The following is a 24,229-nucleotide window of genomic DNA, read 5'->3' as shown; positions in this document are numbered from 1 at the left end:
GGTGCGGCGGGGAGCTGACCGTCGTCTCAGCGGTAGAGGAGATACCGCCTTCGGGTCCTCTCGAAGTCGCGGACCTCGAAGCGCCAGGCGCCGGTGACCTCTTCGAGGCTCTTGCCGGCGTCGAGCATCTCCCGCAGCCGGGAGGAGCCCGACAGCTTGTCGATCCAGTACGGCTGCTCGGTGTCGGGGTCCTTGCGCCAGGCGAAACCGTCGTACCGCTGCGCCTCCCGCAGCATGGCGACCGCTGTCGGCACCGCCTCGTAGCGTGCGGGGTCGGTCACCAGGAGCTGGACGCCCGCACACGTGGTGCCCTTGTGCTTGCTGAAGGTCGGCACGAAGTAGCCCTCACGGAAGCGCACTCCGGGCAGCCGCAGGGCGTTGAGCCGGTCGCTGTAGTGGTAGTCCAGATACGGTGCGCCGATGCACAGGAAGGGCTGGGCGGTGCCCCGTCCCTCGGACAGGTTCGTGCCCTCGAAGTAGCCGGTTCCCGCGTAGGCGGTCGCCGTCTCGGGCGTCGGCATGTTGGGGGAGGGCGGCACCCAGGGCAGTCCCGTCTGCTGTGCCGGCGTCCCTGGCGACCAGCCGCGCACCTGGACGACCTCCAGCTCCACCTGGCCGCCGTCGCCCTCCTTCGGCAACAGCTCGCCGTTGAAGTAGCGCGCCAGTTCGCCCACCGTCATGCCGTGCTGCTGGATGATCGGTTCGAGGCCGACGCCGGAGGAGAAGGCCGGTTTCAGCAGGGGGCCGTCCGCTCTGCGCCCGAGGGGGTTGGGGCGGTCGAGGACGAGGAAGGAGGCGCCGACGTCCCGGGCGGCGACCATGGCGTGGTACATCGTCCAGATGTACGTGTAGTAGCGCACCCCGACGTCCTGGATGTCGAAGAGGACGGTGTCCACACCCGCCTTGCGGAACAGGCCGGCCATCTTCTCCGCGTCCGCGCCGTAGGCGTCGTAGACCGTCAGGCCCGTCCGCGGGTCCTTGAACTCCGGTTCCGACTCGCCCGCCTGCGCGCTGCCGCGGAAACCGTGCTCGGGGCCGAAGACGCCGACGATGCGGAGCTCTTTCTGTTCGGCCATCGAGTCGACGATGTGGCGGGCGTCCCGCAGGACGCCCGTCGGGTTGCTGACGACACCGACCTTCCGGCCCCGCAGGACGCGCCAGCCGTCGGCGGCCGCGACATCGGCGCCCGGTGTCACCCGTAGGCCACCGTGTCCGCCCGTCGGCTCGCGGATCGGCTCCGCAGCGGCGGAGCCGGCGAGCAGCGGGGCGGTGAGGGCGGCGGTGCCACCGGCCATCAGGGCACGGCGAGAGGGCGAAGCGGCCATGGTGAACCGTCCTTCCAGCGTCCAGGCGTACGGCAGGGGCCATGCGCGGCAACGGAGCGTCGCGGGCCGGAGGCGAGCTGGGCACCGGCCGCGGGCGCGCGGTGCTGGGCAAGCTAATACGAACCGGCGAGCGACGACCAGGGGGCGCGCAGCGGGCAGGCGGTGTGCACGCGGACGTCCGGCGGGTCAGGATGGGCGCATGCCGACGAACATCACACTGGTGCAGGGCGACATCACCGAGCAGGATGTCGACGCCGTCGTGAACGCGGCCAACTCCTCGCTCATGGGCGGTGGCGGAGTGGACGGCGCCATCCACCGCAGAGGCGGCTCCGAGATCATCGCCGCCTGCCGCGAGCTGCGCGCCGAGCAGTACGGGCGCGGCCTTCCCACCGGGCAGGCCGTCGCCACCACGGCGGGGCGGCTCGCGGCCCGCTGGGTCGTCCACACGGTCGGCCCGGTCTGGAGCAAGGAGGAGGACCGCTCCGATCTGCTGGCCTCCGCTCACCGCGAGTCGCTCCGGGTGGCCAGGGAGCTGGGTGCGCGCACCGTCGCGTTCCCCGCCATCTCCACCGGCGTCTACCGCTGGCCGCTGCAGGACGCCGCACGCATCGCCGTAGGCACCGTCGAAGACGAGGGCGAGGGCTTCGCCGAGATCCGGTTCGTCCTGTTCGACCAGCGTGCCTACGACGCCTTCGCCGCCGCTTTCTAGCGGCCCGGCAGCCGGTCGGCCCCCGGCGGGCCGCTCCCAGGAGTCCGCCGCGGCGGACGGCCCCGGCAGTCGGCGCCCGCCAGGGCGCCAGAGGGCAGAGCAGGGCAGAGCAGGGCAGAGCAGGGTCGCGTCGGGCCGCGGCGGCGACCGGACGCGGTCACCGCATCGGCTCGATCAGCTCCGTCGCCCGCAGCGCCGCGGCCATCGCCGGCGGGTCCTCTCCGCCGCGCCGGAAGGCCACGTCCAAGGCGGTGTCCGCGAACTTGATGGCGTGCTCGTCGCCGTGGGCGGCCGCACGGGCGAACGCCTCCTGCGGGGGGAGCCCGCCGTCGGACGGCACGGGCGTGCCCTGTGCGGGCCCGTAGACCGCCGTGACGGCTGCGCTCGCCGCCCAGGCCGCGTCCACGCTGAGGGGCCACAGCGTGCGGGGCAGCGCCGGGAGGGTGCGCAGCACGGCGTTGGGTGCGGTTGCCGCGTGCACCAGCATGACGGGTGAGCCGTGCGCGTGCGTGGCGTACCGGTGGGTGGCGGCCCGCACGATCTCCTCCAGGTCCCGGCGTGCGGTCTCCGGGTCGGCGCCTTCTCCGTCCGTTTGCCGTGGCCGCTGAGGCAGAGCGGTGATCCGGGCGAGCCGCGCGCGGATGCCGCTGCTCTGGTCGGCGACCAGCGGAACGGCGTCGAGTCCCTCCTCGGCCGAGGCACCGGCGGGCAGCGGCGCGAAGGGCGGCAGGCTGCTGTGCCGTGCCGCCCAGTACCCGAGCGCGTGTGCAAGCTCCGCACGGCGGGGTGCGCTCTCGCCGCCCTCCGACAGCAGTGCGCGTACCGCGTGCCCCGTGCGGATGACCGGGTGTGTCGCGCCACCGGAGATTCCCGGCAGCAGCCGGGGCCACCAGGTGGCCAGTACGTCCTGCCAGGGCTGCTCCTCCACCGTACGGGTGAAGAACCGCACCCAGTCCCCGAGGCGTCGCGCGTCGCCCAGCGCCTCCCGCCAGTTGGCGTCCGTGACGGGGGAGTACCGCCCGGGCAGCTCGTCGAGCTTGTCCTCGTAGTGGTCGATCCAGCGGTGCACGGAGGGAGCCTGCCCGTGCCGCACCAGTGCTTCGACCGCCATGGGCCCGTGGTTGCTGAGCCAGCCCTCGAACTCGGGGCCGCTGGCGTGGAGGCGGTCGAGCGCCTCGTCCAGCGTCCCGGAGCTGTCCTCGCGTCCCGCGCCCGACGTCGTGGTGTCCCTACGGTGACCGTCCATACGGTGACGCTACGGTCGGCCCGTCGTCGGCGGAACGGACGCGGGACCCAGCGCGGCGGGACACAGGGCCTAGGACCACGGGCGGCCGCCGACCCGGCCGCGGCCGCCCGGCACGCCGCTCTCCGGGAAGCCGGGAAGCCGGGTGCGGGCGGTGTGCCGGTCAGCTCGTGCGGCCCGAGCGGGCCAGCCACCGGCCGTCCTGGTGGGTCACCTCGATGGGACGGCCGAAGCACTGCGTCATCTGTTCGCCGGTCAGTACCTCAAAGACGGTGCCGACGGCACCGATGCGGCCCTCGCGCAACAGCAGCGCGTGGCTGGTGGTGGGCGGCAGCTCTTCGAGGTGGTGGGTGACCGTGATGGTCGCCAGCGACGGGCGATCTGCCGCCAGCCGGCGCAGGGCGTCGATCAGGTCCTCCCGCGAGGGCAGGTCCAGCGCGTTGAACGGCTCGTCCAGCAGGAGCAGGGACGGCGCCGGCATCAGGGCCCGGGCGATGAGGATACGGGCACGCTGCCCGCCCGAGCACACGCCGAAGGGGCGGTCGGCCAGCTCCTTGCACTCCAGCTCGGACAGCAGCTCGGTGGCCAACTGGCGGGTCTCCGCGTCGTACTTGCGCCACAGGGGCTGCACCGTGCCGGTGGCACCGGTGAGCACGACCGTGTGCGCCGTCGCGTCCTGGGGCACCCGCTGCGAGGAGGACACGTGCCCGATGTGCGCGCGCAGTTCGCGCACGTCGACCCGGCCGAGCCGGTTGCCGAGCACCTCCACGGATCCGGCAGTGGGGTGCATGACCGCGCCCAGCAGCTTCAGCAGCGTCGTCTTGCCCGCCCCGTTGGCTCCCAGGAGCGCCCAGTGCTCGCCGGCCCGCACCGACCAGTCGATCCCGTCGAGGATGACCCGGTCCGAGGTCATGCGGCGGACAGCGACCCCCTCGATCGAAGCGACCTGGCGGGGCGTGGGCTGGTTCATGGCGGGCCTCCGTGGTGATACGGACGTGGTGCGGGGAGGCTGTGGGCTCCCGGCGCTGTGCGGGCGTCCACACTAGCTGTACTGTGCAGCAGCCTGTCTGAGCGTCTCACCATCGGAACACGTCAGTGGCTCACCGTGTCCGAAGCACACGGTCTCCGCCGCTTCGGCCCCCACTGCGCAAAGGCGCAGGAACGAGTCGAGCGTGCGGGCCCGGTCCTGGTTGAAGACGCCGGGCACCGGCCCTCCCCGGGCTCCCGCCACCGCGTCACCGGTGAACAGGGTGCGCTCCCGGGTGAGCAACAGCGCGATGCTGCCGCGTGTGTGCCCGGGCACGGACAGCACTCGGGCACCCGTGCCGATCTCGATCACGTCGCCCTCGGACACCTCCCGGTCGACCCGGCAGGGCGGGGTCGGCGGGACGGCAGGAGCCGCGGAGGTGATCCCGAACGGTGCGTGCACCTGGTCGAAGACGGTGCGCTCCCACTCCGGCGCGGTCGCCAGGTCGGGCGGCTCGGCCGGGGCCTCGCCCCGCAGTACGGGGGCGTCCGCCGCGTGCGCGATCACCTCCGCGTCGTGCCGGGCAGCCAGTTCGGCCGCCGAGCCGGCGTGGTCGGGGTGGAAGTGGGTCAGGACGATCCGGCGCAGCGCTCGTGGGTCGCCTCCGCTGCGCCGGATCGCGTCCTCCACCCCGTCGGCTCCGCCGGGCGGACCGGTGTCCACGAGCGTGAGCGTGCCACCGTCCCGCCACAGGTACGCCTGTCCGACAGGGAAGGGGATCAGATGCAGCGAAGGCCGTACCGCAAGGGGTTCCATTCGGGCAACGTACGCCCGAGCGAGCGACCGTCGGCCGTGTTCCGCCCCCGGCGTAGCGACGGCGCGACCGTCCCTCCCGAGGCGGGAGCGCCGTCGACGTGACCACCGGCTGGGGCGCACCGTCGCCCGGCCGCGCCGGTGGCGTCATGCCGCCTTTCGAGCTGAGGAACACCAGCGGCAGGGTGATCAATCGGGAGAGCGCAAAGAGCGTCCGGATTGCCTGGCAGGCCCCGCGCGAGCGAGTTGCGGGTGAGAAGTCGCCAAGGACGCGGCACACGAGCACGTGCGATCGCCGGTCCCGGGGGCCGGGCCTGCACAGCACGTGAGGGCTTCAGCGCTCGTTCAGCGCCCTCGCGTACCGACCCACCGGTGGCAGCCAGCACAGCACCACGGTGACGGGAGCCAGCACCAGGGCGGCCAGGCTGGTCGCGTACAGCTCGGACGGTGCGGCGTCCCGCAGCACGAGCAGGTGGGGGAAGGCGCCCGCGGCCAGCACCGCGACGCTCAGAGTGATCCGCGACCACAGCGCGGCTCTGCGGGCGAGCAGCGCACACAGCAGGACCACCAGGGCGAGTACCACGGCGATCCCGGCGCGTGCGGCCATGGTGCCTTGCCAGTCGGTGACGACGTCGTCCCAGGCCGTGCCGGACATCCGCTTGAGGTCGGCTGCTCGGGTCTCGGCGGGGAGGCCGACGGAGGCGGGGTCGGAGTCGACGGCCTCACGGACGTTCTGGTCGGCGAGGTCCTTGCCCCCCAGGTGGACCAGGAGCGCTCCGAGCAGCCCGGAGAGGGCGGACAGTACGGCGGTGACCAGCATGGCGACCAGGAGCGCCGGTCTGTGTACCGATGCGCCGGGTGAGTCGGCCGGCTGGGGGAGCCCGTTGGGCGTCACGCTGTGGGGGGCGGATATGGGGGAGTGGCTCACGTGCGCGTGTCTCCTTGTGGGAAGCACAGGGGGGAAGATGATCGCGTCACTTTTGCACGCGCACGCGTGCCGAACCACCGGTTCCGGTAAGTAACTTGTGGAAGAAGCCTCCGGCGGCTGCCCAAGGCCCATGAGCGTCAGGAAGCCGCCGTGTGCGCACCTACCAGGACGACGTCCAGGGTGCGCGGGCCGTGCACCCCCTCCACGCGGTCCAGTTCGATGTCGCTGGTCGCGGAGGGGCCGGAGATCCAGGTCTGCGGGCGGGCGGGATCCAGCCGTGCGAGGGCCTGCGGTACCGAGTCGACCACCTGTTCGGGGACCCGTACCACACACACGTGATGGTCGGGGACGAGGGTGATCCGGCGCCTGCCCTGGTCCGGCGAGGCATCCAGCACCAAGGTGCCCGTCTCGGCCACCGCGACGGCGCACCCGGTGACCACACTGCCGACCGCGTCCAGGCCGTACCCGGTCAACTCGGGCGAGTCGCGCACATGGTCGACGGTTTCCGGCAGCCACGCGTCGGGAACTCCGACGGGCGTCACCACGCTGCGGGAGCCGCGCCGCTCCAGCAGCTTTGCGACGGTGCCGGGCAGCCGGTCGGGCGAACAGCGGTGCACCTGGGCCCGGTAGTCGGTCAGGTGCTCGGCCAGCAGTTGCACGCTCTCGGCGGACGTGCGGTCGCCGTGAGCCGGCAGGTAGTCGCGCTCGACCGGCACCTGGTCGGGCCGCTCCTGGCGGGGAACGTCGGCCAGGGCGCGGCGTACCCGGCCCAGCACCGTCTCACGGCTGCTCATCGGATGCCTCCCACCGGTCGGTCCTCGTCGCGTCCGCCCGCCCGTCCCCGGCGCTGTCCGCGTGGTGGCCGCCTTCGGACTCGTCCGCACGGCTGTCGAGGGCGGGGCCACGGCCGCGGGTGCGCCGCCACCAGTCGCGGAACGACTCGGGGGGCAGCGCGGGTACGTCCCTGGAGTCGGTCCACGCACTGCCGGGCCCGGGCAGCCGCCGCGGCACCAGCTTGCGGGAGCGTGCGGCCATCCGCTCGCCGGCGCGCAGAGCACGTGGGTGGTCCAAGGCCCAGGAAGCCGCCCGCATGGCGGCGCGTTCGGCCGCGTGTCCCTTCGCGGGCCGCACGGTCGTCCGCTGCCCGCGCACCGTCACCGTCCCGCCCTGGACGACGCGTTCCCGCAGATGCACCAGCACCTCGGGGATGTCGATGGCCACCGGGCACACCTCGTAGCAGGCTCCGCACAGCGACGAGGCGTACGGCAGCGAGGCGTCCAATCCGGTGTCCATGCTGTCGAGTTGCGGCGTGAGGATCGCGCCGATCGGCCCGGGATAGGGGGAACCGTAGGCGTGGCCGCCTGCCCGCTCGTAGACCGGGCAGACGTTCAGGCAGGCCGAGCAGCGGATGCAGCGCAGTGTCTGCCGGCCCACCTGGTCGGCCAGGGTGTCACTGCGGCCGTTGTCCAGCAGCACCAGGTGGAAAGTGCTCGGTCCGTCGCCTTCGGTGGTGCCCGTCCAGGTCGAGGTGTACGGATTCATCCGCTCGGCCGTGGACGAGCGGGGCAGCAGCTGGAGGAAGACCTCCAGGTCCTGCCAGGTGGGCACGACCTTCTCGATACCGACCACCGAGATCAGTGTCTCAGGCATGGTCAGGCACATCCGGCCGTTGCCCTCGGACTCGACGACCACCAGGGTGCCGCTCTCCGCGACCATGAAGTTCGCCCCGGAGATGCCCACCTTGGCACCCAGGAACTTCTCCCGCAGGTGCAGCCGTGCGGCCTCCGCCAGCTCGGCCGGGTCGTCCGTGAGCCCGTCGGGTGCCGGCCGTCCCCAGCGGCCCATCTGCTCGCGGAAGATCTCGCGGATCTCCGCGCGGTTGCGGTGGATGGCGGGGACGAGGATGTGCGAGGGGCGGTCGTCACCGAGCTGCACGATCAGCTCGGCAAGATCGGTCTCGTACGCCGCGATTCCCGCATCCTCCAGGGCTTCGTTGAGGCCGATCTCCTGGGTGGCCATCGACTTGACCTTGACGACCTCCCGCTCGCCGGTCTCCCGTACCAGGCGGGTGACGATCTCGTTGGCGTCCGCGGCGTCCGCGGCCCAGTGCACGGTCCCGCCGGCCGCTGTGACGGCGGCCTCCAACTGCTCCAGATAGGCGTCCAGATGACGCAGAGTGCGGTCCTTGATCTGCGCCCCGGCGGCACGCAGCGCAGGCCAGTCGGCCAGTTCCGCCACCGCGTCGGCCCGCTTGTCGCGGATCGTACGGGTGGCGTGCCGCAGATTGCGGCGCAGTCGCGCGTCCTGGGTGGAGGCGCGCGCCGCCTGCGGAAAGGGCGGCATGCCCAGGTACGTGACGCTCGCCGCGCCCGGCTGCTGATCGGTCACAGGGGGGCCTCCTCGGTGCCGGCCAGGATCTCCGCAAGGTGCACGGGACGCACCGGGGAGCCGGAGCGGGAGAGGATCCCACCGATGTGCATCAGGCACGAGTTGTCCACCGTGCACACCGAACCGGCCCCGCTCTCCTCGATGTGACGGGCCTTGTCGGCACCCATGGCGGTGGAGACTGCGGCATTCTTGACGGCGAACGTGCCGCCGAAACCGCAGCACTCCTCGGCGCCCTCCAGCTCCCGCAGCTCCAGACCCCGCACCTGCTCCAGCAGCTTTCTGGGGCGTGCGCCCAGGCCGAGCATCCGCAACCCGTGGCAGGTCGGGTGGTAGGTGACCGTGTGCGGGTAGTAGGCGCCCACATCCGTGACGCCGAGAACGTCGACCAGGAACTCCGTCAGCTCCCAGGTGCGGGGCACCACGGCGGCGGCCGTCTGCGAAAGCACCCGGCCGCGCCCCTCAGCGGCGGCCTTCGCACCGATCCGCGGGTAGTTGTCGCGCACCATCGCCGCGCACGAGCCGGAGGGGACGACGATGTGGTCGTACCCCGCGAAGGCGTCGGCGTAGCGCCGCACCAGAGGCTCGGTGGCATGCCGGTAGCCGGTGTTGAACTGCGGCTGACCGCAGCACGACTGTTCCTGGGGGAAGTCCACCTCCACCCCGAGCCGTTCCAGCAGCGTGACCACCGCCTGCCCCGTGCGTGGATAGAGCGCGTCGTTGATGCAGGTGACGAAGAGCGCTACGCGCACGGCACCTCCCTCCTGTCCGCATACTGTCGGCGCACAGGGAGGCCTCCGTGCCGCTGTCGGCAGGGGCCCTCCGCGGCCGAGAAGACCGACCCGGTACCCGCAGGGCGGGGCAGCTCCCTTGCCGCTCCGGCCCCTTCTCCTCGGCCGCCCGTGAGCCCCGCAGTCCACCGGAGTTCAGGGTGCCCGTGTGGAAGATCCTGCCACGTGCGCGCCCTGCGCCCGTTTCCGGGGCCCGGGCCGGTGCGGCGCACGCCGGGAGGGCGGAACGAAGGGGCGGACGGTCCCGCTATTCTCGGTCCCCACAGGTGCGCTCCAGGGGGACGGCAGAACTGCCGGGGCCAACCATGCGCAGAACCGGAACACCATCGACCACCTCGACTTCTGGAGCCGGATTGCACCGGCAGGGAGGGGCTGAGCTGACGTGCGGCGGAATCAGCACGTGCGACCGGGAACGTCCGGAGCACCCAGGTGAGCCGGAGCGTCGGTATCAAGGAGGTCGCCCGAGCGGCCGGGGTCTCCGTCGGCACGGTCTCCAACGTGATCAACCGGCCCGCCATGGTGAGCGAGGAGACCCGCACTCGTGTCCAGGCCGCCATCGAGCGGCTCGGCTATGTGCGCAGCGAAGCCGCCCGGCACCTGCGGGCCGGGAGCAGCCGGATCATCGCCTTGCTGGTGCTGGACATGACCAACCCCTTCTTCGTCGACGTGGCCGCCGGCGCCGAGCGGGCCGCCCGCGCCGCGGGACTCGGCGTGATGCTCTGCAACAGCGCTCAGGACCCCGGCGAGGAAGCGGACTACCTTTCCCTCTTCGCCGAACAACGCGTCCGCGGGGTGCTCATCACCCCCACCCGCACAACGGGGGAGAACCTCACCGCGTTCCAGCGCCACGGCATCCCGTTCGTCTCCGTCGACCGTGTCGTCCCCAGCGCCGAAGGCTGCTCCGTGTCCGTCGACGACGTCGAGGGCGCAGGACTGGCTGTGCGGCACCTGCTGGACAGCGGCCACCGGGAGATCGCTTACGTCAGCGGGCCGACGCGCCTGAGCCAGTGCCGCGACCGGTACACCGGTGCCGCCGAGGCACTGCGCGCGTCCGGCGGTGAAGCCCGGCTGCACCACGTCGAGTGCGACCGCATGGACGCGGCGGCCGGGCGCGACGCGGGCGCCCGGCTGCTGGGCATGTCACCGCGACCCACCGCGGTCTTCTGCGCCAACGACCTGATGGCGCTCGGCATGCTCCAAGCCCTGTACGGAGCCGGCGTCGCGGTCCCCGACGAGGTGGCTCTCGTGGGGTACGACGACATCGAGTTCGCCGCGGCAGCCGCCGTTCCCCTCACCTCCGTGCGCCAGCCGGCCCACCGCATGGGCCGGGCGGCTGCCGAGCTGCTCATCGAGGAGACCGGCGAGAACGCCGCCCACCACGAGCACCAGCGCATCGTCCTCCGCCCCGAACTGGTCGTCCGCACCTCCTCGCTGCCGAGCAGGTCCTGAGACCTCCCGCCGTCGGGCCGCCCTAGCGGCCTCTCAGGCCGCCGACGCCGCCGCCGGAGAGGTGGCCCGGGCGCCGGCCGTCAGCAGTGCGCGCAGGTCCCGCACGGCCGAGCGGCCCGCCCGGTTGGCGCCGATGGTGCTGGCCGAGGGCCCGTAACCGACCAGGTGCACGCGCGGGTCGCGGACCGCCCTGGTGCCCTCCAGCCGGACGCCGCCCCCCGCCTCGCGCAGCCGGAGCGGTGCCAGGTGGTCGAGGACCGGACGGAAGCCGGTCGCCCACACGATCGTGTCCGCGCGCGCCCTGCTGCCGTCGGCCCACTCGATGCCGTCCTCCGTGACCCGCGAGAACATCTGACGCCGCTCCAGCACCCCGCGCTCACGGGCGCGCCGCATGTCCTCCGTCATGGGCAGGCCCGTCACGGACACCACACTCTGCGGCGGCAACCCCTGTCGCACCCGCTCCTCGACCAGCGCCACGGCCGCGCGGCCTGCCTGACGACCGAAGTCCCCCGTACGGAAGACCGGTGGCCGTCGGGTCACCCACACGGTCTCCCGTGCGACCTCGGCGATCTCCATGAGGTGCTGCACCGCCGAGGTGCCGCCGCCGACGACCACGACCCTTCTGCCGACGAACGCCTCGTCGTCGGGGCCCGGATACTGCGCAGTGTGCAGCTGCCGGCCCCGGAAGGACTCCTGGCCGGGAACCCGGGGCCAGAAGGGCCGGTTCCAGGTGCCCGTCGCATTGATCACCGCACGTGCTGCCCAGTCACCCTCGGTAGTGCGTACCCTGAGCCGGTCATCCCAGCCCGCCTCCCGCACGTCCCGCACCTCGACCGGGCGCCGCACCCGCAGACCGAAGGCGTCCTCGTACGCGGCGAAGTACGCGCCGATCACCTGTGCCGAGGGGCGGCCGGGATCGGCGCCCGTCAGTTCCATGCCGGGCAGGGCGTGCATGCCGTGCACCCGCCCGTAGGTGAGGGTCGGCCACCGGAACTGCCACGCCCCGCCCGGTGCGGGCGAGCTGTCCAGCACGACGAAGTCGGTACCGGGCACGAGGCCCGTGCGCCGCAGGTGGTAGGCGCTGGACAGTCCCGCCTGCCCGGCACCGATGACCACGACCTCCACAGTGTCCATACCTGAGCGAACCCCGCAGAGCCCCGGAACCTTCCCGCGGTGCACCACCCCGACGCCCCGGGCCTCCTGCCGCGACGGAGCCCTCCCGCGTCCCGGACCGTTCGGCCGCCAGAATGGGGGGCATGAGCGACGCACTGCACACCCAGGTCCTGCGGGTCACCACCGGCTCGTCCGAGACCGTCCACGACCTCACCCGCGACTGCGAGTCCTTCCTCGCCGAGGCGGCGCGCGGTCGCGACGGCCTGCTCAACGTCTTCGTCCCGCACGCCACCGCCGGCATCGCGATCCTGGAGACCGGCGCGGGCAGCGACGACGACCTCCTCGCCGTGCTCCGCGATCTGCTGCCGCCGGACGACCGGTGGCGGCACCGGCACGGCAGTCCCGGCCACGGCCGCGACCACGTACTGCCCGCTCTCGTACCACCCCACGCCACGCTCCCGGTCGTCAGCGGCTCCCTGGAGCTGGGCACCTGGCAGTCCGTCTGTCTGGTCGACACCAACAAGGACAACACCGACCGCAAGGTCCGGCTCAGCTTCCTGGGCTGATTGTTCGGGGTCACAGCCACTCAGCCGCACAGGGTCAAGGGACACAGGGGCCCCGGACGCTCGGGGCACGGCGGAGGCAGCCGTGACGCGTGCTCCCCGGCGCGATCGGGCGCATCCAGGCGTGAGAGGGGTGTGGCGGTGTGACCGGGTGGAACCAGTGCCCGGGTGACGTCACTGCCACTCCACTTCGGCCCGCCGCACAGCCTGGCCGTCCTCGCCGCCGCCGACACCGGAGGCGACCTGAGCGCGGCCCGTGCGCAGATGGGCTTCTCGCTCGCCTGGCACATCGTGCTGGCCTGCCTGGGGGTGGGACTGCCGCTGCTGACGCTCCTTGCGGAGTGGCTCGGAATGCGCACGGGCGACCCCGCCTACCGGCTGCTGGCCCGGCGCTGGGCGCGGGCCATGGGCGTGCTGTTCGCGGTGGGTGCTGTCTCGGGCACCATCCTCAGCTTCGAGATGGGGCTGCTGTGGCCCGGACTGATGGGGAAGTACGGGCAGGTGATCGGGCTGCCTTTCGCGATGGAGGGCATCGCCTTCTTCATCGAGGCGATCTTCCTGGGCATCTACCTGTACGCCTGGGACCGGCTCCCGCCCCGGCAGCACCTCCTCACGGGCATCCCCATCGTCGTCGCCGGCGTCGCCTCCGCCTTCTTCGTCGTGTGCGCGAACGCGTGGATGAACCAGCCGCGCGGCTTCACCGTGCGGGGCGGGGAGGTCGTCGCGGTGGACCCGTGGGCGGCGATGTTCAACCCCGCGACGCCTCCGCAGACCACACACATGATCCTGGCGGCGCTCATGGTGGCCGCCTTCCTCACCTGCAGCGTGTACGCCGTCGCGCTGCTGCGGGGCCGGCGTGACCGTTACCACCGGCTCGGCTTCACCCTCCCCTTCGTCCTGGGTGCGCTGGTCGCCCCCGCCCAGATCGTGGTGGGCGACTGGGCGGCCCGCTTCCTCGCCGACTTCCAGCCCGTCAAGCTCGCCGCGATGGAGGGCGTCCAGCGCACCGGCAGTCACGTGCCGCTGACGGTCGCGGGCATCGCCGGGCCCGACGGACTGCAGTACGGGCTGGAGATCCCCAGCGGGCTGTCCCTTCTGGTCGGCTACCGCACCGACACGGTGGTGCAGGGCCTGAACGAGGTGCCGCCCGCCCAGCGGCCCCCGGTGACCGCCACCCATCTGGCGTTCGACCTGATGGTGGGCGTCGGCTTCTTCCTGCTGGCCATGGGGCTGTGGATGCTGGTGGTCTGGTGGCGCGGCGGACGCAAGGCGATGCGGTGGCCGTTCGAGGGACGGCTGGGCACCGTCTTCCTTCTCCTCGGCGCCGTGGCGGGCCCGGCCGCCGTCGCCGCGCTGGAAGCCGGCTGGACGGTGACCGAGGAGGGCCGGCAACCGTGGGTGGTGTACGGCCTGATGTCCGTGCACGACGCGGTGAACCCCGCCCCAGGCCTGAGGGCGGGGCTGTGGCTCGTGCTCCTGGTCTACGCCGTGATGACAACCGCCACCGTCTACGTGCTGCGCCGGCTCGCCCGCGACACGCCCGTGCCCGTGGCGCCGCAGGACACCGACGCGGCGAGCTACCGCGTGGTCTGAACCCGGGCGCCCCCGTCCGCGCTCCTCGGCCTGCCGGCCCGAGCCTCCGCCGCACCGAGCCCCTGCCGTCCCCACCCGAAAGGAAGCCGCATGCTCGCCGATATCACCCTCGCCGTGATGTGGATCGGCCTGACGTGCTATGCGCTGTTCGGCGGCGCGGACTTCGGCGCGGGCTTCTGGGACCTGCTGGCGGGCGGCAGTCGGCGCGGACGCCCGGCCCGTGTGCTGATCGAGCACACGATCGGGCCGGTGTGGGAGGCCAACCACGTCTGGCTGATCTTCGTCGTCGTCATGCTGTGGACCGGCTTCCCGCCCGTGTTCGCGGCGGTGATGTCGACGCTCTACATCCCGCTCACCCTCACCGCGTTGGGCATCATCGCCCGCGGGGCCGCCTTCGCGTTCCGCAAGGCCAGCACCCAGCTGTGGCAGCAGCGTCTCTTCGGCGCCTGCTTCGCGCTGTCGTCCGTCGTCACACCGTTCTTCCTCGGTACGGTCGCCGGCGGCATCGCCTCCCGGCGGGTGCCGACCGGGCTCGCCGAGGGCGACGTGGTCACGAGCTGGCTCAACCCGACCTCCTTCCTGGGTGGTGCGCTGGCCGTGCTGGCGTGCGCCTACCTGGCGGCCGTCTTCCTGTGCGGGGACGCGGCCCGGGACGGCGACGAGGAACTGGTCGGGTACTTCGGGAAACGGGCCCTGGCCATCGGCGGCATCACCGGCATCGTGGCCCTCGCCGGGATCTTCGTGCTGCACGCCGACGCGCCCCGCCTCTTCCACGGGCTGACCCACCGGGCGCTGCCTCTGGTCGTCGCCTCCGCGGTGTGCGGTGCGCTGAGCCTCGTCCTGCTGATGCTGCGCCACCTGATCCTCGTTCGGGGGACGGCCGCGCTCGCCGTCACGCTCATCCTGTGGAGCTGGGGTGCGGCGCAGTACCCCGTCATGCTGGCGCCCGGCACCACCGTGAGCGGGGCCGCCGCCCATGCCTCGGTGCTGACAGCCAGCCTGCTCGCCCTGCTGGTCGGCGCGGTACTGCTGGTGCCGTCGCTGTGGTGGCTGTACGCCCTCTTCCAGCGGCGCCCGGACCGGCGCCCCGACAGCCGCGCGGGCGGCGCCGGAGGGGTCGGCGCGGGCAGGCCCCCGCAGCCAGGACACCGGACGGAGTGAAGGGAGCGAGGAGCCGCGATGCCACAGCAGTTCAGCGAGGGAGACCACGTCAGGTGGAACTCCGAAGCCGGTCATGTGCAGGGTGTCATCCTCAAGAAGCACACTCAGGACGTGGAGTACAAGGGCCACATGCGCCGCTGCTCCGAGGACGCCCCTCAGTACGAGATCCGCAGCGACAAGACGGGCCACATCGCGATGCACAAGGGTGACGCACTCACGAAGCTCTAGAGCCCGTGCCCCACCAGGTGGTGTGCGGGCTGCGGACAGCGCGCTGCCGCTGCCGCCGGGTCCCCGCACCGGCCGACCCCGCCGAGGCGGCCGATGCCCGGAGTGCTCAGCCGACGATCCAGTCGTAGGCCGTCCGGGAGTCGAAGGCGCGCTGTCCGCCTGCGAACAGCAGGCCCGCCTCGGCGAAGGCGGGGTCCGTGGCGGTGGTGGCGACGTACGGAACGGCGATGCACCGCATGCCCGCACGGTGGGCGGCCTGCACGCCGGGAGCGGCATCCTCCAGGACCACGCAGGCGGCCGGGTCGACGCCGAGCCTGCGCGCGGCCTCCCAGAAGACGTCCGGCTCCGGCTTGCCCGCTGCCACCTCCTCGGCCGAGACGCGGAGCGGCAGCAGAGCGTCCAGGCTCGTGGCGCCCAGCACGGCGTCGATGGCGGTACGGGACGACCCGGAGGCGACGGCCAGCAGGATGCCCGCCTCGTGCAGGCGCTCGACCAGCTTCCGCATCTCGGGGAACACTTCGGTCCCCGACCGTGCCAGCTCAAGATAGAGACGGTTCTTCTCCGCCAGCAGCTCCTCCACGGGCGCCGTCAGCCCGTGCTCGCGGCGGAGCGTCTCCAGGGTCTCCCGGGTGCTGATCCCGATGAAGCGGGAGTGGTCCTCCCATGTGAAGCGGGCGACGCCGTGCGCGGCCAGCAGACGCCTGCCCGCCTCGTAGTAGTGCGGTTCGCTGTCGACAAGGGTGCCGTCCAGGTCGAAGACGACCGCCGGACCGGCAGAGGCACTGGTCATGTGCTCCAGCATGCCAAACGCGTCGTGCCTCCTGTCCGGCGCTCCTGGTGGTCACCTCTTCGGTACGCATGATCGCGATGAGCCCTGGGCCTGAATCGTTCAACGCGCATTCCGTCGCGACAGTTGACGCTCGTGCTGGACTGTCCCTAACTTCTCCCTGACTGTCTTGAAACCTTTCATCGCGCCGCACCACAGTCGAGGGACTCCGGGTGAGCGGCTGTCCGCCGGCCGCCGCCCTGGCTCCCGTACGCCTGCCGAGGAGCGCCTCATGAACCGTGACCGACGCACGAGCACCGCCGGCGCGTGGGAGCGCCGGGCCTTCCTGAGAGCCTCCGCGGCTGTCGGCGCGGGTACGGCCGCGGGCGTCGCCGGCCCGGGCCTCGCCGCAGCCGCCGCGGCCGGCCACACCCAGGGCGCGCCCCCGAAGCAGGAGGGCACGCTGCGCGTGGAGCGCACGACGGTCGAGTACGCGGAATCGCTGCTCGGCACGGACGTGGCGAGACCGCGGCTGAGTTGGGAGCTGTCCGCCGCGCACAGCGGCGCCCGGCAGAGCGCCTATCAGATCCACGTCACACGGGCTGCGGGATCACGGACGGTGTGGGACTCCGGCCGGGTCACCTCCGAGCGGACCGTCTCCGTCCCCTACGGCGGACCCGCGCTCGCACCACGTACCCGCTACCACTGGCAGGTGCGGGTGTGGGACGCCGAAGGGCGGCCCTCGGCGTGGAGCGCCGCGGGATGGTGGGAGACCGCCCTGGCCGAGGACGCGTGGACAGGGCACTGGATCGGCGCCGACGCACCGCCGAAGCCGCCCGGCGTCGAGGGCGCCTCCTGGATCTGGTTCCCCGGCTCCTCCGCCGAGGACGCTCCCGCGGGCAGCGTGTGGTTCCGCGGGGTGCGTGAACTGCCCGGCGGGGCCGAGGTGTCCCGGGCCCAGGTGGTGGCGACGGCCGACGACGACTTCACCCTGTACCTGAACGGGGAGAAGGTGCTGGAGGCGCCGGTACGTACCGACGGCTGGCGCACCGCCCGAGCGGCCGACGTCACCGACAAGGTACGGGCCGCCCACGGCCGTGTGGTGCTGGCCGCGCGGGCCACCAACCGCGGTGACGCGTCGACGAACCCCGGCGGGCTGCTGGTACGTCTGGTCGCCGACTCCCACGAACTGGTCTCCGGTGCCGACTGGCGGTGCGCGGGCACCGAGCAGGACGGCTGGCAGCAGCCGGACTTCGACGACAGCCGCTGGGCGGCGGCGAAGGTGCTGGCCCCGTACGGCGAGGGACCGTGGGGCACCGGCGTCCAGGTGCCGGCGGCCGAACAGCCGGCGCCGCTGCTGCGCCGCGAGTTCCAGGTCGGCAAGCCCATCTCCAGGGCGCGGCTGTACATCAGCGGACTCGCGTACTACGAGGCCGAGATCAACGGCCGCCGCGTCGGCCGACAGGTGCTCGATCCGGGCTTCACCGACTACGACAAGACGGTGTTCTACGCCGTGCACGAGGTGACCGACCACCTCCGCGGCGGCGCCAACGCGATCGGCGTGACCCTGGGCCGCGGCTTCTTCGGCATGACCACCCCCAACGTATGGAACTGGCACACCCCGCCCTGGCACGCCGAGCCCCGCCTGCTGGGCCAGTTGGAGATCGACCACCCCGACGGCTCGCGCACCACCGTCGCCACCGACGGCTCCTGGCGGATGACCGAGGGACCGACGCGGTCCAACTCCCTCTACGCGGGTGAGACGTACGACGCGCGCAAGCACACCCCGGGCTGGTCGCGGCCCGGCTTCGACGACAGCGGCTGGACACGTCCCGCCCGCCTGGACCCTCCCAAGGGCACACTCCGCGCACAGCCGCATGACGCGATCCGGGTCGTCGGCACCGTCCAGCCGGTCGGTGTCGAGGCCCACGGTGACGACTGGATCGTCGACATGGGCCGCACGATGGCGGGCTGGACGAAGCTGACGGTGCAGGCCCCGGCCGGAACCACCATCGCGCTCACGCACGGCGAGAAGCTCAAGGACGACGGCAGCGTGTACGCCGAGAACGCCAACGCGCCGGGACGCTGCCAGCGGGACGAGTACCTCTGCGCGGGTGGAGGTACCGCGGAGACCTGGGAGCCGAAGTTCTCCTACAAGGGCTTCCGCTACGTGCAGATCAGCGGTCTGCCCGGTGAGCCCGGCCCCAAGGACGTACTCGGCCGGCTCGTCCACTCCGAGGTCCAGGAAACCGGCAGCTTCCAGTGCTCGGAACCCCTCTACGAGCGGCTGGAGCGGGCGATGCGGCGCACCGTGCTGAACAACCTGCACGGCTACCCCACGGACACGCCGATGTTCGAGAAGAACGGCTGGACAGGGGACGCCCAGGTCGGTGCGCCGGTCATGATGTACGCACTGGGAATGCACCGCCTTGTGAGCAAGTGGCTGGACGACATGCGGGACAGCCAGCACCACGAGGGCCAACTGCCGGTGATCGTCCCGAGCGGCGGCTGGGGCTTCGAAGAGCTGGCACCGACCCCCGAGTGGACCACCGTCTATCCGTTCCTGGTGCGCGAGATGTACCGGGTCTACGGGGACGAACGCGTCGTGCACGACCATCTGCCTGCCGTGATCCGTTACCTGGACTGGGAGCTCGCCCGCCTGGAGGACGGTCTGGCCGTCACCGCTCTCGGCGACTGGCTGCCACCCGGCCACCCGGACGGCATCCCGCCCGAGGACACCCGGCTCACCGCCTCGGCCTATCTCCACCGGGCCCTCCTCGACACCGCGGACATGGCCGGCCTCCTCGGCGACAGCGCTGTCCGCGACCGTTACCGCAGCGCTGCGGCCGAGCTCAAGAAGGCGTTCAACGAGGAGTTCCTCGGTCCCGAGGGCCATTACCGCACGGCCAAGGACCCCGACTACCGTCAGACCAGCAACTGCGTCCCGCTCGCCTTCGGCCTGGTGCCGGTCGGCGCGAGAGCGGGTGTCACGGCCTCCCTGGTCGCCGACATCAAGCGGCGCGGCCACCACCTCGACACCGGCTGCCTGGGCACCAGCGTCCTCCTCCGTGCCCTGAGCGCCGGCGGCAACTACGAGGTGGCACACGCTCTCGCCACCCGGAAGACCTACCCGAGTTGGGGGTACTGGTTGGAGAAGGGCGCCGACACCCTGTGGGAGATGTGGGAGCTGGAATCGCGCTCACGCGACCACTACTTCATGGGCACCGTGGTGCAGTGGCTCTACGAGAACGTCGCCGGCCTGCGCCCCGGTGACGCGGGCTACCGCACCTTCGTCGTCCGCCCCGACGCCCGCACAGGCGTGGAGTGGGCGCGTACCGAACTGCACACGGTACGCGGACCGGTCCGTGTGGCCTGGTCGCGCATCGATGCGACCGTGCGGATGAGCGTGCGCGTCCCGGTGGGGGCCACGGCCGAGGTCCACACACCTGCCGCCTCGCGGACCTCCGTCCACGCCCCTGAAGGCGCCGAGTTCGTCCGCACCGAGCCGGGGTACGTCATCCACCGCGTACCGCACGGCTCGTGGCACTTCAGCGGACGCCCATGACCCGCCCTTGTCCGGCGGGCGGCTCCGGCGACCCCGGGCCGCCCGCTCCTGCACCTCGGCCTGGTGGTCCGGACCAAGAGGTGCGGCCTGTTACCTTCGTGCCCCCAGACGGAGCGGCGAAGGGCAGCGCCATGGCCGACGGTACGGAACACCGGGAACGGGCCTACATCGGATCGTTCACCTCCGCGGCAGGCCGCGGCATCACCACCGCCGCCCTGGACGGCACCACAGGCGCGCTCACCGCGCTGCACCACACGGACGACGTCGTCGCCGACCCCTCGTTCCTGGCGGTGGCGCCGTCGGGCCGGTTCCTGTACGCGGTCAGCGAGACCGACCAGGGCGGCGCGGCGGCGTTCTCCCTCACGCAGGAGACGTGCCCGGTGCCGGTGGGGAGCACCGTTTCCGTGGACGGTGCCGGACCCACACATCTGAGCGTCACCCGAGACCACCTGTACACGGCCAACTACTCCTCGGGCAGCGTCACAGCACTGCCCGTCCATGCCGACGGAAGCCTGGACGCCCGCCCCGCCCTCCACCAGCACCACGGGCAGGGACCGGTGACCGACAGGCAGGAGGGACCGCACGCCCACGCCGTCGTACCGGACCCGTCCGGACAGTGGCTGCTCTCCACCGACCTGGGCACCGATTCGGTATGGATCTACGACCTGCGTGACCAGGGGGCCCAGGGGGCGGCTCCGCGCCTGCACCGTGAGGTGCCGCTCCGGGCCGGGACCGGCCCGCGCCACCTGGCGTTCCCCTCCGCCCGGCCCGGGCAGACCGAGGGCGCGGACGAGGAACGACGGGTGTACGTCGCCAACGAGTTGGACTCCACCGTGACGACCTGCCGCTGGCACGGCGGGAGGGGCGAGTTGGAGCCGCTGGGCGAGACACGTGTGGTGCCGCGGACAGCAGCGGGTGAGGGATCCGCGGCCAACTACCCGTCCGCGCTGGTCCTCTCGCCCGAGGGACGCTTCGCCTGGGTGGCCAACCGGGGTGACGACAGCATCGCCGTCCTGGATCTCTCGGCGGACGACCTGCCCACTGTGGTGACCAGCGTCCCCTGCGGCGGGCACTGGCCACGGGACCTCGCCCTGCACCCGGCAGGGCGCCGGCTGTACGCGGCCAACGAACGGTCCGGCGACGTCACCTGGTTCGACGTGGACCCGGCGACCGGCGTCCCGGAGCGGGCGGGCTCCCTTGCTGCCCCGGCCGCCTCCTGCGTCGTCTTCGGCTGACAGGACCGACCTTTGGGGAGCGCTCTCCCATGTCCGGCAGCCGGGTCCGTGCTCCGGCGGGGCAGGGCATGCGCCGGCGGTTGTTCCGCAACGCCCGCCGGAGCCTGGCCGGGGGCGGGCCCAGCCGTCCGCCGTCGGTCCCCGCGAGCGCACGACCGAGGCCGAAGGGCCGGCCGACAGGCCGTGAGCCGTCCCGATACGGCACAGCGCCTGCCCGAGAGGCTCGGGCAGGCGCTGTGCGTGCCGTGCTGTGCGGGCCGAGGAGACAGGCGTGCGCGGTTCCGCGGCCGTGCGCGGCCCTCAGCGGGCCGGGACGCCTTGCCGCGCCGCCTCCGGCTGGGCGATACCGGCCTTCGTCGCGTACGTCGAGGCCACCAGCTTGCCCAGTGCGGGGTAGGCGCCCAGCGGCTCCGCCGTCGAGCAGCCCGCCTCCTGCGCCGCAGCCTCCAGCAGCCCGCCGGCGACCTCCGGCCCGATCAGACACGGGGCGACGGCCAGATTCTGCGAGCCGGAGTTGCGCAGCTGCTCGGCCGTGTGCTGAATGGCGCCCTCGTCGTCGAGCGCCGCGGCGAGCACGGGAACCGCCAGCCGGGCCGCCAGCAGCATGCCGGTGATCCCTGCCGCCTGGACGGCCTCCTCGCCGCCGACGGTGGCCAGGACGATGCCGTCCGCCGCTGTCGCCACCGTGAACAGCCTGGCTCGGTCGGCGCGGGCCAGGCCCGCCTCGGAGAGCCGTACGTGCACGGCCTCGGCGAGCAGCGGGTGCGGGCCCAGGACGTCGGTCAGCTCGGCGCCGGAGCCGCTGTTGAGCACCTCCTGGCGGATACGCCTGAGCTGCGCGGCGTCCGGCCCGGCCAGCAGCGGCACCACCACGGCGGGCAGGCCGCTCTCCGCATCGGCCAGCGCCTGCGCCTGGGCGGCCACGAGGGCTTCCTGCTCCTCGGACTCCGTCCCGTCGGCCGCGGCGACCGCCGCCTCGTGGGCCTCCCGCGCGTACCGCAGCCGCGTCGTACGGTCGGCCACCGCCTCCGTGAGCGCGGTGCGGATGGTGGGGAACTCCTCGTCGTCGCCCTCGGCGAAACCGATCCGCGCGTCCAGACCCGGCAGCTCCGACCGGGCGATGCTCAGTGTCTCCTCCGCGACGCCACGTGCCGCGGAAGAGGGGGGGCCCGGGACGGCCAGTACCAGCGCCGGCGCTCCTTCGGGGGCGACGACGGGCTCCGGCCGGCGGTGTCGTCCGGGCCGGCGGGGACGTGGCATTCGTACGGGCAGGCCATTGTCCGGTCCTGTGGGGGAGCTCATGCGCCCGCATGCTAATGCCTTGATGAGGTCGGCTGTTCGGCCGGGGTTGACCGGTGGACGTATGTCCTGATTCGCCCGGCTCGGTGTGACCGGTTCCCCGGCGCTTGTGCCCCCTCGTTTTCCTTCTCGTTCTCTCTCGGACAGATCGTGTCCGTCCCGGACGCCGGCCGGCCGCCCCCGCGCCCGATCCCGCAGCAGGCACCGCAAACCTCTGCGTGCCCCTCCGCGGTTCCGAGGAGCCCTCTCAGCGGCTGCGCGGGGTCTCCGCGAGGGTGAGCAGCGAGGCGTCCCGGGGAAGCGCGAGGCCGCCCGTGGCCAGGCGCCCCGCCATCAGCAGCGCGCCGTCCAGTGGACCGCCCGCGGTCTCGGTCACGTGCGCATGAGGCAGCTGTGCGGACAGCTCCGACCGCAGCGGCCCCGTCAGGGGCTCGCCCAGCCGGAACAGGCCGCCGGTGAGGGCGACCGTTACCCGGGGGCCCGAGGGCGCGTCCAGTGGGGCTCCGCGGCGTTCGGGCCCGTCGGCGCCTTGTGGCGGCCGTACGGGGGGCGCAGGGCACACGGCGACGACACTCGCCGCGATCTCCGCCGCTGCGGCACGCAGGATGCCCGCCGCGACGGGGTCCAGCTCCGCGCACCGGGCCACCTCGGGTGCGAAGGAGGCGAGGACAGCGGGGCGGTCGGTGCGGGGATACAGCAGTCCGGGAAGTCCGTCGAGGGGCGCGCCGAAGACGGCCTCGGCGCGGTCGCGCAGCGCGGTCGAACCGCCGGTGCGCCCGTCGTGGGACCGCATGGCCGCTTCCAGCCCGGCCCGCCCGATCCACGCTCCGCTGCCGCAGTCGCCCAGCAGATGGCCCCAGCCGTCGGCACGCCACCAGGCGGCCAGGTCGGTGCCCAGGGCGATCGTTCCGGTACCGGCAGCCACCACCGCCCCCGGCCGTTCACCGAGCGCACCCGCGTAACCCGTCACCGCGTCGGCCGCCAGCGCCACCCGCCGCACCCCGAACTCGGCAGCCAGCAGACCCGGAAGCTCGGCCCGCAGCCCCGCCCCGAGGGTCGCCATCCCTGCGGCACCCACGCACGCCGCCGCAATCCGCACGCCGTTCCCTACGCCGGCCCAAGGGTCGCTCTCCGAGCCGGCCCGGGTGCCGGTGCGCGGGCCGGACTCCTCGGCGACGTCCGCCAGCAGTCTCCGCACGGCAGGCACCAACTGCTCAGCCATGTGCGCCGCATCGATGCCCGCGGCGCCCGTACGGACCGGCTCGGGACAGGTGACGGTCCCCACCGTCCAGGGCGGTGCCCCGTCCGCGCGTTGCCGCCCCAGGGCGGCTCGCAGGCCCGAACCGCCCGAGTCGACGCCGAGCACCCAGTGGTGCGCGGCCGAGGAGGCGTCCTCTCCGCCAGCGTCGGCGGTCACGGCAGGCGCCAGTCCACCGGCGCGGCCCCCTGCTGCTCCAGCAACTGGTTGACGCGGCTGAAGGGGCGCGAGCCGAAGAAACCGCGGTCCGCCGACATCGGCGAGGGGTGCGAGGACTCGACGGAGGGCAGCCCGCCCAGCAGAGGGCGCAGGTTGCGGGCGTCCCTGCCCCACAGCACCGACACCAGCGGGCGCTCCCGGGCCACCAGCGCCCGGATCGCCTGCTCGGTGACCTCCTCCCAGCCCTTGCCGCGGTGGGCCGCGGGACGGCGCGGGGCGGTCGTCAGCGCCCTGTTGAGCAGCAGGACGCCCTGGTGCGTCCAGGGCGTCAGGTCGCCGGTGGAGGGGCGGGGGTGGCCCAGATCGCTGTGCATCTCGCGGAAGATGTTCTCCAGGCTTCCCGGTATCGGCCGCACGTCCGGCGCGACCGAGAACGACAAGCCCACCGCGTGTCCCGGGGTGGGATAGGGGTCCTGTCCCACGATGAGGACCCGCACCTCGTCGAAGGGCTGCTGGAACGCCCGTAGGACGTTCGCCCCCGACGGCAGGTAGGTTCTCCCCGCCGCGATCTCCGCGCGGAGGAAGTCGCCCATCGCGGCGACGCGTTCGGCGACCGGCTCCAGGGCCTTCGCCCAGCCCGGTTCGACAATCTCGTTCAACGGTCGTGCAGCCACGGGCC

At 72.8% G+C, this 24,229-nt stretch carries 21 protein-coding genes; 8 read left to right on the top strand and 13 right to left on the bottom strand.

All coding sequences use genetic code 11. From position 1 onward, the window contains the following. Positions 1-26: 26 nt before the first annotated feature. Positions 27-1,325 (bottom strand): DUF1343 domain-containing protein, encoded by a 1,299-nt coding sequence (locus tag H297_RS0106815; RefSeq protein ID WP_027736421.1) that lies wholly within the window; start codon positions 1,323-1,325, stop codon positions 27-29. A 199-nt stretch (positions 1,326-1,524) separates the two neighbouring features. Between H297_RS0106815 and H297_RS0106810 the strand changes: the two genes are divergently transcribed. Beyond that, positions 1,525-2,034 carry an O-acetyl-ADP-ribose deacetylase gene (locus tag H297_RS0106810; RefSeq protein ID WP_027736420.1) on the top strand — a complete coding sequence of 170 codons (510 nt, stop codon included), beginning with the start codon at positions 1,525-1,527 and terminating at the stop codon, positions 2,032-2,034. A 157-nt stretch (positions 2,035-2,191) separates the two neighbouring features. Here H297_RS0106810 and H297_RS0106805 read toward each other — a convergent pair whose 3' ends face one another. The 7 genes from H297_RS0106805 to H297_RS0106775 form a co-directional block, all read right to left on the bottom strand. After that, positions 2,192-3,280, bottom strand: coding sequence for a questin oxidase family protein (locus H297_RS0106805; RefSeq protein ID WP_027736419.1), 1,089 nt, complete (start codon positions 3,278-3,280; stop codon positions 2,192-2,194). Between the two features lie 160 nt (positions 3,281-3,440). Further along, on the bottom strand, positions 3,441-4,247 hold the full coding sequence (locus tag H297_RS0106800; RefSeq protein WP_027736418.1) for an ATP-binding cassette domain-containing protein: 807 nt from the start codon (positions 4,245-4,247) through the stop codon (positions 3,441-3,443). Positions 4,248-4,319: 72 nt separating this feature from the next. After that, the gene (locus tag H297_RS0106795; RefSeq protein WP_027736417.1) at positions 4,320-5,060 is read right to left on the bottom strand and encodes an MBL fold metallo-hydrolase; all 741 of its coding nucleotides are present in this window, start codon (positions 5,058-5,060) and stop codon (positions 4,320-4,322) included. 331 nt (positions 5,061-5,391) lie between these two features. Continuing rightward, positions 5,392-5,985 (bottom strand): hypothetical protein, encoded by a 594-nt coding sequence (locus tag H297_RS0106790; RefSeq protein WP_027736416.1) that lies wholly within the window; start codon positions 5,983-5,985, stop codon positions 5,392-5,394. A gap of 137 nt (positions 5,986-6,122) precedes the next feature. After that, entirely contained in the window at positions 6,123-6,779 is a 657-nt protein-coding gene (locus H297_RS0106785; protein WP_027736415.1) for an LUD domain-containing protein, read from the bottom strand. Then, positions 6,766-8,328, bottom strand: a complete 1,563-nt coding sequence (locus tag H297_RS34980; RefSeq protein WP_078513828.1) for a lactate utilization protein B — start codon at positions 8,326-8,328, stop codon at positions 6,766-6,768. The genes H297_RS0106785 and H297_RS34980 overlap by 14 nt, the downstream gene beginning before the upstream one ends. 41 nt (positions 8,329-8,369) lie before the next feature. Then, the gene (locus H297_RS0106775; protein ID WP_027736414.1) at positions 8,370-9,122 is read right to left on the bottom strand and encodes a (Fe-S)-binding protein; all 753 of its coding nucleotides are present in this window, start codon (positions 9,120-9,122) and stop codon (positions 8,370-8,372) included. 468 nt (positions 9,123-9,590) lie between these two features. Here H297_RS0106775 and H297_RS0106770 point away from each other — a divergent pair, with 468 nt between their 5' ends. Beyond that, positions 9,591-10,610, top strand: coding sequence for a LacI family DNA-binding transcriptional regulator (locus H297_RS0106770; protein ID WP_027736413.1), 1,020 nt, complete (start codon positions 9,591-9,593; stop codon positions 10,608-10,610). A 33-nt stretch (positions 10,611-10,643) separates the two neighbouring features. Here H297_RS0106770 and H297_RS0106765 read toward each other — a convergent pair whose 3' ends face one another. Next, a complete protein-coding gene (locus H297_RS0106765) occupies positions 10,644-11,744 on the bottom strand; it encodes a flavin-containing monooxygenase (protein ID WP_027736412.1) in 1,101 nt (366 codons plus the stop codon). A 122-nt stretch (positions 11,745-11,866) separates the two neighbouring features. Between H297_RS0106765 and H297_RS0106760 the strand changes: the two genes are divergently transcribed. The 4 genes from H297_RS0106760 (at position 11,867) to H297_RS0106745 (ending at position 15,268) form a co-directional block, all read left to right on the top strand. After that, positions 11,867-12,289: a secondary thiamine-phosphate synthase enzyme YjbQ gene (locus H297_RS0106760; protein WP_027736411.1), complete on the top strand. Its 423-nt coding sequence runs from the start codon at positions 11,867-11,869 to the stop codon at positions 12,287-12,289. A 174-nt stretch (positions 12,290-12,463) separates the two neighbouring features. After that, the gene (locus tag H297_RS0106755) at positions 12,464-13,879 is read left to right on the top strand and encodes a cytochrome ubiquinol oxidase subunit I (protein WP_051351643.1); all 1,416 of its coding nucleotides are present in this window, start codon (positions 12,464-12,466) and stop codon (positions 13,877-13,879) included. Positions 13,880-13,969: 90 nt separating this feature from the next. Then, positions 13,970-15,040: a cytochrome d ubiquinol oxidase subunit II gene (locus tag H297_RS34975; RefSeq protein ID WP_051351601.1), complete on the top strand. Its 1,071-nt coding sequence runs from the start codon at positions 13,970-13,972 to the stop codon at positions 15,038-15,040. Positions 15,041-15,058: 18 nt separating this feature from the next. Continuing rightward, a complete protein-coding gene (locus H297_RS0106745; RefSeq protein ID WP_027736409.1) occupies positions 15,059-15,268 on the top strand; it encodes a hypervirulence associated TUDOR domain-containing protein in 210 nt (69 codons plus the stop codon). A 106-nt stretch (positions 15,269-15,374) separates the two neighbouring features. On the opposite strand, the gene H297_RS0106740 is transcribed toward H297_RS0106745, so the two are convergent. Beyond that, positions 15,375-16,058: an HAD family hydrolase gene (locus H297_RS0106740; protein WP_027736408.1), complete on the bottom strand. Its 684-nt coding sequence runs from the start codon at positions 16,056-16,058 to the stop codon at positions 15,375-15,377. Positions 16,059-16,326: 268 nt separating this feature from the next. Between H297_RS0106740 and H297_RS0106735 the strand changes: the two genes are divergently transcribed. Further along, on the top strand, positions 16,327-19,599 hold the full coding sequence (locus tag H297_RS0106735; RefSeq protein WP_027736407.1) for a family 78 glycoside hydrolase catalytic domain: 3,273 nt from the start codon (positions 16,327-16,329) through the stop codon (positions 19,597-19,599). Positions 19,600-19,730: 131 nt separating this feature from the next. Then, complete coding sequence (locus H297_RS0106730) at positions 19,731-20,834, top strand: lactonase family protein (RefSeq protein ID WP_027736406.1); 1,104 nt, start codon at positions 19,731-19,733, stop codon at positions 20,832-20,834. Positions 20,835-21,134: 300 nt separating this feature from the next. Here the strand turns inward: H297_RS0106730 and H297_RS0106725 are convergent, their stop codons facing one another. From H297_RS0106725 to H297_RS0106715, 3 genes are all read right to left on the bottom strand, one after another. After that, a complete protein-coding gene (locus tag H297_RS0106725; protein ID WP_027736405.1) occupies positions 21,135-22,136 on the bottom strand; it encodes a hypothetical protein in 1,002 nt (333 codons plus the stop codon). Positions 22,137-22,380: 244 nt separating this feature from the next. Beyond that, on the bottom strand, positions 22,381-23,550 hold the full coding sequence (locus tag H297_RS34970) for a BadF/BadG/BcrA/BcrD ATPase family protein (protein ID WP_037793036.1): 1,170 nt from the start codon (positions 23,548-23,550) through the stop codon (positions 22,381-22,383). Continuing rightward, positions 23,547-24,224, bottom strand: a complete 678-nt coding sequence (locus tag H297_RS0106715) for a uracil-DNA glycosylase (protein ID WP_027736404.1) — start codon at positions 24,222-24,224, stop codon at positions 23,547-23,549. The genes H297_RS34970 and H297_RS0106715 overlap by 4 nt, the downstream gene beginning before the upstream one ends. Positions 24,225-24,229: the final 5 nt, after the last annotated feature.

The organism is Streptomyces sp. CNT360 (genome assembly GCF_000424785.1).
Note: the sequence above shows the minus strand (reverse complement) of the source record. Positions and strands in the feature narration are given on the sequence as shown.